The 7,233-nt window shown below is 70.9% G+C and carries 8 protein-coding genes and 1 pseudogene; 6 read left to right on the top strand and 3 right to left on the bottom strand.

Annotation, left to right across the window (positions count from 1 at the left end; genetic code table 11):
- Positions 1 to 477, bottom strand: a pseudogene (locus VI238_RS17950) (hypothetical protein); the annotation flags it as partial.
- The gene (locus VI238_RS17945) at positions 474 to 1,025 is read right to left on the bottom strand and encodes an RNA polymerase sigma factor (protein ID WP_331653834.1); all 552 of its coding nucleotides are present in this window, start codon (positions 1,023 to 1,025) and stop codon (positions 474 to 476) included. The pseudogene VI238_RS17950 and the gene VI238_RS17945, both read right to left, overlap by 4 nt.
- Before the next feature lie 160 nt (positions 1,026 to 1,185).
- Here VI238_RS17945 and VI238_RS17940 point away from each other — a divergent pair, with 160 nt between their 5' ends.
- The 5 genes from VI238_RS17940 (at position 1,186) to VI238_RS17920 (ending at position 5,282) form a co-directional block, all read left to right on the top strand.
- The gene (locus VI238_RS17940; RefSeq protein ID WP_331653833.1) at positions 1,186 to 1,746 is read left to right on the top strand and encodes an RNA polymerase sigma factor; all 561 of its coding nucleotides are present in this window, start codon (positions 1,186 to 1,188) and stop codon (positions 1,744 to 1,746) included.
- A gap of 4 nt (positions 1,747 to 1,750) precedes the next feature.
- Complete coding sequence (locus tag VI238_RS17935) at positions 1,751 to 2,506, top strand: hypothetical protein (RefSeq protein WP_331653832.1); 756 nt, start codon at positions 1,751 to 1,753, stop codon at positions 2,504 to 2,506.
- A gap of 23 nt (positions 2,507 to 2,529) precedes the next feature.
- A complete protein-coding gene (locus VI238_RS17930; protein ID WP_331653831.1) occupies positions 2,530 to 3,768 on the top strand; it encodes a HEAT repeat domain-containing protein in 1,239 nt (412 codons plus the stop codon).
- Positions 3,765 to 4,772, top strand: a complete 1,008-nt coding sequence (locus tag VI238_RS17925) for a HEAT repeat domain-containing protein (protein WP_331653830.1) — start codon at positions 3,765 to 3,767, stop codon at positions 4,770 to 4,772. The genes VI238_RS17930 and VI238_RS17925 overlap by 4 nt, the downstream gene beginning before the upstream one ends.
- Positions 4,773 to 4,949: 177 nt before the next feature.
- Positions 4,950 to 5,282 (top strand): hypothetical protein, encoded by a 333-nt coding sequence (locus tag VI238_RS17920; protein ID WP_331653829.1) that lies wholly within the window; start codon positions 4,950 to 4,952, stop codon positions 5,280 to 5,282.
- A 385-nt stretch (positions 5,283 to 5,667) separates the two neighbouring features.
- Here the strand turns inward: VI238_RS17920 and VI238_RS17915 are convergent, their stop codons facing one another.
- Entirely contained in the window at positions 5,668 to 5,979 is a 312-nt protein-coding gene (locus VI238_RS17915; protein ID WP_331653828.1) for a hypothetical protein, read from the bottom strand.
- Between the two features lie 155 nt (positions 5,980 to 6,134).
- On the opposite strand from VI238_RS17915, the gene VI238_RS17910 reads away from it, so the two are divergent.
- Positions 6,135 to 7,166 (top strand): DNA topoisomerase IB, encoded by a 1,032-nt coding sequence (locus VI238_RS17910; RefSeq protein WP_331653827.1) that lies wholly within the window; start codon positions 6,135 to 6,137, stop codon positions 7,164 to 7,166.
- The last annotated feature ends 67 nt before the right edge of the window (positions 7,167 to 7,233 follow it).

Genomic DNA, 7,233 nt, shown 5'->3' with positions numbered 1-7,233 from the left:
CGCCCGCACGAGGTCCTTCGGGCGTGCTTCGGCCTTGCGCGGCGCGGGCTTCGCCGGCTGCGGAGCCGCCGCTGGCGCGAGGGCGGCGGCATCCTGCGACGACGGCGGCGGAGCGTGCCGCGGGGCCGGTTCGCTGAGCGGCTGGATGGGTACGTAATTGCGGTTCTGCGACGACGTGGTGGGAGCGCCGAGCTCGGTCATCTCGCCCTGCGATTCGCGCCGCACGGCGTCCTGGCCGACGTGCCAGGCGATGCCCGCGGCCAGCACGATGCCCGCAGCGGATCCGACGCCGAGCAGCCAGCGCTGCCGGCGCGGCGTATGCCCGTGAACGGCTCGCGCGGCCGCGCCGAGGACGCTGCGATCGAGGCGGCGCGGCGGCTCCGCCTTCGGCAGGCGCCGGTACAGTGCGGCAAGTTCGCCGCCATCCTCGGCGAGCAGCCGGTCGAGGTCCCGGTCCGGGTCGCGCGGCAGGCTCATGGCTGGAACCTCGCGCGGATGCGCGCGAGCGCGTAGCGCAGGCGCGACTTCACCGTTTCGCGACCCGCGCCGGTGATCTCGCCGATCTCCTCGAGGCCGAGGCCGCCTTCGACGCGGAGCAGGAACGCGACACGCTGCTCGTCGGGCAAGTCTTCGAGCGCGAGTTGCAGCCGACGGCGCTGCTCGAACTCGCTCAGCGCGCGCTCGGGCTGGTCCGCGTCGGGCGCGTCGAGGTTGCGCAGCACCGTTTCGGTCTCCTCCGGCGACGCCTGCGGGCGCTGGCGGCGGAAGCGGTCGATGACGAGGTTGTGCGCGATCTGCAGCAGCCAGGTCGTGAATTTCGCCTCGACGCGGTAACGCTCGCGCGCGGCGACGAGCCGGCTCCAGGTCTCCTGGAACAGCTCGTCCGCGTCGGCGCGATGGCGCAGGCTGCGCAGCAGGAAGCGGTACAGCGTGCCGCGGTGGCGCCGATAGAGCGTCTCGAAGGCGAGCAGGTCGCCTCCGGCGTATGCGAGCATCAAGGCCTCGTCGGTTCTTTCGTCCCCCATTGGCCGAGCGTACGGCATAGGGACCGGAATCGTCACGATCCGGGTCGGATCGCATGGGTCGAACGCGCCCGGCCCGGCCGCGGGGTTGCCGTTCGCCACCCCGATCGGGCCAGCCCAGGGACGTGCTAACCGCTGGCGCCGATCGCGCATCCTATGCGGCATGGCCGACGACGAAACGCGCTGGGTCGCGCGCGCAGGAGCAGGGGATACCGCCGCGTTTCGACGCCTCGTCGAAGCGCACGCGGGCACGCTGTTCCGCGTCTGCGCGCGCATCACCGGCGACAGGGCCATCGCCGAAGATGCGGTGCAGGAAGCATTCTTCAATGCCTGGAGGCACCTCGGCGATTTCGACGGTCGTGCCGCGTTCTCGACCTGGCTGCATCGCATCGGCGTGAATGCCGCGCTCGAGCAGATGCGCCGGCGCGGGCGCGTCGAGGCCGCGTTGCCCGAAGGCGAGGACGGCGAGGACCTGCTGTCCCGCGCCCTCGAGGCGGCGCCCGGGCCCGAGCGGCTCGCGCGCAGCGCCGAGCTGCGCCGCGGCATCGAGAGCGAGCTCGCCCGCATGAGCGTGCTCGAGCGCAGCGCGTTCGTGCTGCGCCATCACGAGGGCCAGTCGCTCGAGGACATCTCGGCGGCGCTGTCGCTCAATGTCGGTGCCTGCAAGCAGGCGATCTTCCGCGCGGTGCGCAAGTTGCGCGCCGTGCTCGAACCCAGCGGGTGAAGCCATGCACACGATCAGCGACGAGGACCTCATCCTGCACCATTACCGCGACGGCCTCGAGGCCGGCGAGTTCGCGCGCATCGACGCGGCGCTCGCGGCGTCCGCGGAGCTGCGTGCGCGTCGCGACGCGGTACTGCGCGTGCTCGGCGAGATCGACGCGCTGCCCGTTCCGGTCGCCGACGGCGGATTCGAGAAGCGCCTGTGGCGCGCGCTCGAACCGCGGCTCGTTGGCCGCGCGCAGCGCGCGTCGTGGTTTGCGCGCATGCGCGACCGGCTCGATCCGCCGCACCTTGCCTGGGCTGGCGCGTTCGCGGTCGCACTCGTCGCCGGCGTCGCGTTCTACGCGGGACGGCAGAGTGCGCCGGTGCCCGACGACGTCGCGCAGGCGCGCGCGGACGCGACCGCGATGCGCGTGCTCGACGCCTACGTCGCCGCGCACCTGCGCGCGACTGAAGGCGTGCTGCTGACCGCGAGCAACAGCGAGAGCAGCGAGCTGCTCGACGGCAACCGCGAACTCGCCGCTTCGCTCGTCGACGCGAATCGTCTGTACGCACGCGCGGCGGCTCGTGCCGGCAACGGCCAGCTCGCCGACTTCCTGCGCCAGCTCGAACCCGTGCTGATCTCGCTCGCTAACCAGTCCGCGCCGACGCCCGTCAAAGGCAATGAAGGCCTGCGCGACTACCTTCGCTCGACCGACCTGTTGTTCCAGGTGCGCGCGACGCAGGCCCGCCTCGACCGCAACGGCGAACGCCGTACGTAAGACACCAACGGAGCATGCCCCGCATGAAAACGATCACCGTCCGCCTGCTCGCCGCTGCCGTCGCGCTCGCCGCGAACGCCGCGTTCGCCGCGAATGAGGGCGACATGGCGCCCACCGACACGGCGTCGAACCGGCTGTACTGGCAGGGCCAGGCCGCGTTGAAGAAATCGGACTGGAGCACCGCGCTCAAGCGCTTCACCGAGCTCGAGGGGCTGCTGCGCGAAAAGGAGCCTCGGAGCGCCGACGCCGCGTTGTACTGGGAAGCGTACGCACTCGTGCAGGCCAAGCGCTCGAATGAAGCGAAGAGCGTGCTCGACAGGCTGCGGCGGGAATTCCCGCAGAGCCGATGGAGCAAGGACGCCGACGCGCTCGTGCAACAGGCCACGCCGGCGACCGCAAAGCCGGTCGTGGCCGACATCGGCAACGAGGAACTCGCCGAGGTCGCGCTCGAAGGCCTCATGAGCGCGCCGGCCGAGCGGGCGATGCCGCTGCTCAAGAAAGTGCTCAAGGGCCCGTACTCGGTCAAGCTGAAGAAACGCGCGTTGTTCGTGATGAGCCAGCTCGACGACAGCCACGGCCTCGACGACGTGGTCGAGGCGGCGAAGGGCGCGAGCGATCCGGAGTTGCGCGAGGAAGCCGTGCGCATCCTCGGCGTGAGCGGCGAGGACCGCGCGATCGAGCGCTTGCGCGAGCTTTACGCCGGCAGCAAGGATGCACGCGAGAAGCGGCAGATCCTCGACGCCTACCTCGTCGCCGACCGCAAGGACCTCGTGCTCGCCGCCGCCCGCGACGAGGCGGACCCAGCCGTGCGCGCACACGCGATCCAGACGCTCGGCGCACTCGACGCCTCGGCCGAGCTCAAGCAGCTCTACGACGTCACGCAGGATCTGCCGAACCGGCGCGCGATCGTCGAAGCGCTCGGTGTCGCCGGCAACAGCAGCGCCCTTGCAGCGATCGCGACGGACGCGAAGCAGCCCGAGGAGGTCCGCATCGCCGCGCTGCACGCGCTCGGTGTCGCCGGCGACCGCGGCGGTGCCACGGAGCTGCGCAAGCTGTACGCGAGCGCGAACACGCCCGCGCTGCGCGACGCGGTGCTGCAAGGCCTGCTCGTCGCCGACGACAGCGAGGCCGTGCTCGCGCTGTACCGCAACGCGAGGACGGTCGACGAGAAGAAGGCGCTGCTGCGCACGCTCACGACGATGGGCGACGACGCCGCGATCGACGCGATCGAATCCGAACTCGACAAGGCGGACAAGCCATGACCAGGACCTTGCTGCTGTGCATGCTGGCTGCGCTCGGCGCGCACGCGACGCTGGCGATCGCGGCCGATTTCGCCGCGGAGGTCGCGCACGACGACGGTTGGGTCGGCTGGCGCGTTCCGCTCGTGGACGGCGCGCGTGCGCCGTGCTGCTATGGTGTAAAACGCGGCGTGCCGCTCGATGTCGGCTGCGATCTCGACGCGCGCATCGGCGTGTTCGGCACGAGCGACGGCGATCCACGCCACGACACCGAACTCGCCGTGTACGCGCGCATCGTGCACGGCCGCATCGACGACGTGCGCGCGGTCGGCGCCTCGTGCCCGGTGCGCACGGCGAAGCCGATCCGCGAGATCGACGCGGTCGAACCCGCGCGCAGCGTCGAGCTGCTCGCGGCATGGGCGGCCGAGCCGCGCTCGGCCAAGGCGGACATCGATTCCGCGCTCGCCGCGATCGCCTACCACGCCGAGCCCTCGGCGACGCGCGCACTCGCGGCACTGGCCGAGCCCAAGCACGCCGAAGAAACGCGCGAACAGGCGCTGTTCTGGCTCGGCCAGGCGCGCGGTGCGGACGGTGCCGCGATCGTCGAGCGCGTCGCGACGACCGACGCCGACCCGGATCTGCGCGAACACGCGATCTTCGCGTTGTCACAGGCTTCCGGCGTCGACGCCTATGCACGCATCCTCGCGATCTCGCACAGTGACCGCAGCGACCACGTGCGCAGCCAGGCGCTGTTCTGGATGGCGCAGATGGGCGATCCGCGCGCGGCGGCGGACATCACGGCCGCGGTCGCCGGCGACACGTCGGCGGACGTGCGCGAGCAGGCCGTGTTTGCGTTGTCGCAGCTCGGCGACGACAAGGCCGAGGATGCGCTCATCGCGATCCTGCGTGGCAGTTATCCGCGCGACGCGAAGAAGCAGGCGCTGTTCTGGCTCGGGCAGTCCGGCTCGCCGCGCGCGCTGCAGGCACTCGACGAGGTACTGGCACGGGCACGGACGGCGTCACGCTGAGCATCGTTGCCGCTGGCCGGCAGTGGCGATGCGGGCGTAGGCGCGACGCGTTCGCGATCGGTGGAATCCCTCATGCCGGGAAACGGCGACGCGTGCGCGAACGCCACGCATGCTCATCACGCCCTCTTAACGGTTCGAGGGCTATGGTCGGATCTTCGAAGCTCTGGAGACTCGCCCATGAGCGTCGTCATGAATCCGACTGCGGGCTGGCAGCAGGTGCTCGTGTTCGAAGCGGATGGCGAGGCCGCCGATGCGGTCGATGCATTCGTGGCCGGATTTCGTCCGGTCCCCGATGCGGGCGCATTGCGCATCGAACCTTCGGCGCGTTCCCCGGCGGGCTATCAGTGGTACGACGGCTACGTGGACTTCGGTATCGGCGAGCGGCGCGCGATTCGGCTTGCCTCCAACCTCGTCGACGCGCTCGAGCGCGCCGAGCTGCCTTGCTACCGTCTCGTCGCAGGGCGCGAATGGCTCGACCTCGCGGCGTCGCAGCGCCTGCTCGAGACCTGACGCGTCGTCGCCTGCGACGGCCGCATTGCGTGATCGAATTCCGCTTCCGCATCATCCGCGTCGCTCGGCGTTCGGTCCATCCGCGCCGCGGGTGGCATGGCGCGCCGTCGGCGCCGCGCGTTCGGGCGATCCCTTTTTCGACGCGCGCCCGTCCTCGTTCGCTAGGCGCGCCGACCGGCCGTCATCCGTGCCATCGTCTGCGCGGATGCGAGATGGCGGACCCACCGGTTGCGCCGGTCCGGCCGCGCACGGGTGCACGATGCGATCGATCCGCTCCTGCACGCGCTGCCAGTCGTCGTCGACGGGTGTCGGCAGACCGAGCGACGCGCTGCGTCGCGTCGCTTCGGCGGCGCGGGAACCGGCAGGCGCGGTCCCCGCGCTCGGGTCAACGCCTGCCTGCTTCGCCATGGCCCCATGCCTTCCATTCCGCCGGAGAAAGCTTCATGTCGTGATCGGTGTCGATCGCATCGAAATGGGTCAGCAAGGCCGGGTCGCCCTTGAGCTCTTCCTTCGTGATGTAGCCGTCCTTGTTCGTGTCCTTCCCGTCCCAGGACGCGTCGGACGTCATCGCGGCGCCGCGCGTAGGCTCGTCGTTCGCGTTCGTCGCGGGAGGGTTGCTCGGCGAAACCTGTGCGGCGCAGGCTCCGGCCACGAGCAGCAGCGACAGTGTCCACGCACTCGTGCTTTTCATCTTCATCATTGTCTCCTCGTCGGGCGCCGCGACGTGCGGCGATCGCGGAGCAGCGTGCGCTGCCGCGTTGAAGCGGCAGGTGAACCGCTCCGGCGACGTTCAGCCGGCGATGGCGTCCGGTGGGTGCGCATTCATGCGGCTCGTGCAGGAATGCGCCGACCATGGGATCGCCTCGACGCACGCCGTTCGAATGGCCAAGGGGCCGCCTCGTCTACGTGGCCGATACGCAGGCCGGCCTTCGTCGCCGTCGCAGCGGCGACGGCTTCGCCTACGTCGACGCGCGCGGTCGGCGCGTGACCGACGAGCGGACGCTGGCGCGGATCCGCGCGCTCGCGATCCCGCCCGCGTACCGCGACGTCTGGATATGCCGTGATCCACGCGGACACCTGCAGGCGACGGCGCGCGACGCCCGTGGTCGCAAGCAGTACCGCTACCACCCCCGATGGCGCGCGCAGCGCGACAGCGTGAAATTCCAGCGCACGATCGAGTTCGCTACGCGTCTTCCGGCCTTGCGTCGTCGCGTCGCGCGTGACCTGCGCGCGAACGGCCTCGTGCGCGAGCGCGTGCTCGCCGCGATCGTGCGCCTGCTCGACCGCACGCGCATGCGCATCGGCAACGAGGAGTACGCGAAGGCGAACGGCTCCTTCGGCGTGAGTACGCTGCGCAATCGCCACGTTCGCGTGCGCGGCGATCGCGTGCGCCTCGCATTCCGGGGCAAGTCGGGGCAGCATCACGAACGTCTGCTGCAGGATCCGCGTTTGGCGCGCACGATCCGCAGATGCCAGGACCTGCCCGGTCAGTATCTCTTCCAGTACGTCGACGGAGGACGGCGCCATCGGGTGTCGTCCGGCGACGTGAACGCCTACCTGCGCGCGGTCATGGGCGACGACTACACCGCGAAGGACTTCCGCACGTGGGCGGCGAGCGTGATCGTCGCCGATGCGCTCTTCGGCAGCGGCGACGCGCCCGCCTCGCTGCAGGCCGCGATCGCACTCGCTGCCGGCGAGCTGGGCAACACGCCCACGGTCTGTCGCACCACCTACGTGCACCCCGCGGTGCTCATTGCCGTCGACGATGACGATCGGTGGTCGCGCGCACTCGGTGCGTTCCGTCGCATCCGTCGCGCGGACCGCGGCCTGAGTCGCGCGGAACGCGCACTGCTGCGCTATCTGCGTCGCGAACCGCGTTCCTAGCGCGAGCGGCCGACGCGCCGGCGCCGCGCGGCGAGTGCGGCGGCCTTCGCCGGCCCGGGCGTCCGTC

Source organism: Dokdonella sp. (genome assembly GCF_036518555.1).
In the GTDB taxonomy this organism is placed as follows: Bacteria; Pseudomonadota; Gammaproteobacteria; order Xanthomonadales; family Rhodanobacteraceae; genus Dokdonella_A.
Note: the sequence above shows the minus strand (reverse complement) of the source record. Positions and strands in the feature narration are given on the sequence as shown.